The sequence below is a fragment of the Amnibacterium sp. genome, assembly GCF_025463795.1.
Classification (GTDB): Bacteria; Actinomycetota; Actinomycetes; order Actinomycetales; family Microbacteriaceae; genus Amnibacterium.
In genome coordinates this window covers 1-2,628 of record NZ_JAODBE010000086.1, presented here as the reverse complement: position 1 = coordinate 2,628, position 2,628 = coordinate 1, and the positions used below count along the sequence as shown (strand labels likewise).

3 protein-coding genes are annotated in these 2,628 nt (G+C 72.8%); 1 reads left to right on the top strand and 2 read right to left on the bottom strand.

Features of this window, described 5'->3' with window-relative positions; genetic code table 11:
* Both JWQ92_RS08235 and JWQ92_RS08230 read right to left on the bottom strand, forming a co-directional pair.
* Nucleotides 1–927, bottom strand: a 927-nt coding sequence (locus JWQ92_RS08235) for a M4 family metallopeptidase (RefSeq protein ID WP_297343980.1), incomplete at its 3' end; no start/stop codon positions are given.
* Nucleotides 928–1,251: 324 nt separating this feature from the next.
* Nucleotides 1,252–1,380: a hypothetical protein gene (locus tag JWQ92_RS08230; protein WP_297343979.1), complete on the bottom strand. Its 129-nt coding sequence runs from the start codon at nt 1,378–1,380 to the stop codon at nt 1,252–1,254.
* 182 nt (nt 1,381–1,562) lie between these two features.
* Here JWQ92_RS08230 and JWQ92_RS08225 point away from each other — a divergent pair, with 182 nt between their 5' ends.
* Nucleotides 1,563–2,528 carry an FhaA domain-containing protein gene (locus JWQ92_RS08225; protein WP_297343978.1) on the top strand — a complete coding sequence of 322 codons (966 nt, stop codon included), beginning with the start codon at nt 1,563–1,565 and terminating at the stop codon, nt 2,526–2,528.
* Nucleotides 2,529–2,628 lie beyond the last annotated feature (100 nt).

Here is a 2,628-nt window from a genome sequence, read left to right as displayed (position 1 = left end):
CGCGCGCAGCGCGCCGCCGGTCAGGGTCGCGTACCAGACGTGCCCGGCCTTGTCCCAGCTGTTGCCGCCGAGCGCGAGGGCCGCCAGGGAGAAGGCGTGGTTGGGGATGCCGGAGTTGATGTGCACGCCGCCGTTGTCGCTCGCCGTGTGCACGTAGCCGGCCATGGTGGCGGGCTGAGGGTCCTTGCCGCCGAGCTGCGGGTCGTCGTAGGCCGTGCCCGGCGCCTTCATGGACCGGAGGGCGACCCCGTCGATGTCGGACGCGAGCAGGCCGGCGCCGATCAACCAGTCGGCCTGCTCCGCGGTCTGGTTCAGGCTGTACTGCTTCACGATCGAGCCGAAGACGTCGGACACCGACTCGTTCAGCGCCCCCGACTGGCCCTGGTAGGCGAGATTCGCGGTCGCGCCGGTGACCCCGTGGGTGAGCTCGTGACCGATGACGTCCACCGCGATGGTGAACCGGTTGAAGAGCACGCCGTCCCCGTCGCCGAAGACCATCTGCTGCCCGTCCCAGTACGCGTTGTCGTACTGCTGCCCGAAGTGCACCGAGCCGAGCAGGGTGAGCCCTCGGTCGTCGATCGAGTTGCGGCCGTAGACGTCCTGGTAGAGCGTCCACGTGTCGCCCAGGCCGTCGTAGGCCTCGTTCACGGCGATGTCGTGGCCGGCGCCGGCACCCTCGTCGCGGACGAGGGTGCCGGGCAGGTCCTCGGTGCCGTGGGCGTCGTAGACGCTGCGGTGCTCGTGCGGCGCCGTCGCGCCCCGGGCGCCCGGCCCGGCCGCCGCGGCGGTGCGGCGTGCGCCGAGGTCGACGGTCACCGCGAGCGTTCGGGCGGCGGCGTCGCGGATGACGGCGTCGTCGTGACGTGCGAGGGCTTCGAGGATGTAGGGGGGCACGATGCCGCAGATCCGGGACGCGTGGTGGCGCACGGCGCTCCTTCCTCCCGGCCGGGTGCCGGCGTGAAGCGACCCTAAGCGGTGTCGCACGTGGAGGGAACCGATCTCCGCGCACCCGGCCGTCGTCGATTCGTGATGCAACGGGGGTCACGGGCGGGGGCCACCGGCGTATACCGTCTCCTCGTCGGCCGGGTTCGTGGTGGAGCCTCGGCCGTCGTCGCGGAGCGAGGCTCGAGCGGCCCGGCACGGATCGCCGTGGTGGACGATCAGGACCGAGGTGCTCGCTGCTCGGTGCCCGGCGGCTGCGAGGGATCTCCCCTCGGCGCCGCCGGGACCGGCGCTCAGTCCGCCCGCCGGTCAGTCCTGCTGGGAACGCCCGCGCCGGTCGTCGTCCGACCGGCCCCGGCGCCGTGACCGCGCCTTCGCCACGACCATCGAGACGGCGATGATCAACATCCCCGCGAACACGATCAGTGACAGCAGCATGGGACTCCTCGGGTGTGGACAGGAGCGCCCCGCTCGACGGCGGAACGGGGTCCGAGCGCCCTTGCTCATCCGCGACGCCGGCAGACGGTCCGGCCCCACCCGTGGCGCTGGGCCGCGTTTCTCGCCGGTTCCCCTGGGAACCACGGGCGCCGGTCGTCATGGTCGCTGGGTATCGTCGCGGCATGGGGGCGGCCGGCGGTGAGGTACTCGCGTTCCTGGTCGGGCTCGTCCTCGCGGGGCTCGTCGCGTTCGCGCTCGCCCGGACCCTCATGCGCGTCACGGGGACCGCGGATCCGAAGGCCCTCCTGCGGTTCGTCTGGTCGGGGCTGCTGCCGGGCACCCACCACGACGGCATCGCCGTGCAGCGGTCGCTCGCGAAGCTGCTGAAGGAGTCGTACTCGGTCATGGCCTCCGGGCGGCGGGTCGCGGCGGCGGCCCTCGACGTCCACGTGAGCCCGGAGGACTACCGGCTCATCACCTCATCGGTCGGCACGGACGCCGCCGTGGCGGACCTCACCGACTTCTACGTCTCCTACGCCCGCGACAACCAGTGGCACCTGGTGACGGATCCGCTGATCACGTTGCGGCGCGACATCTCGTTGCGGGCGCGGCAGGCGTACGTGCAGCGGACGGTGCATCCGGCGGATCCCGACGGCGAGGATCCCGTCACCGAGGACCTGAAGGCGGGGGAGCTGCGCGAGGCGGAGGGGCGATCGGAGGCGGTGCCGGATCCGGCAGGACCCGTGCCGGTCTCGGAGGGGGTCACGGAGGTGCTGCCCGGGGTGCGACCCGCCGACCCGGACGGTGTCACGCGGCCCTACGAGGCGCGCACCGAGGTGCTCGGCGACGGCGACCTCATCGTCGTGCACGGGACGGACGTGCGGATGGTGCCGCGCGAGAAGGGCCGCGCCACGATCGGCCGGTCGTCGCACGCCGACCTCGTCATCGACCGGCCCGGCGTGTCCCGGGAGCACGCGGTCCTCGAGCTGCGGCATGACGGCTGGTGGGTGGTGCCGCTCGATGCGAAGAACGGCACCCTGCTCGACGGTCGCCCGCTGCAGGGACCCTCGCGGCTGCCGCCGGAGTCGACGCTCGGACTAGGCGCCAGGGTGAAGCTGACGGTGCGGATCGAGCCGCTCGGATCCTGACGCCCCGAGGGTCGACGACCGTCAGTCGAGGCGGCGCCGGATGATCGGGATCGCGCCGGTGGCCGCGTCGACCATCCGCGGGCGGATGATCGGGATCGCA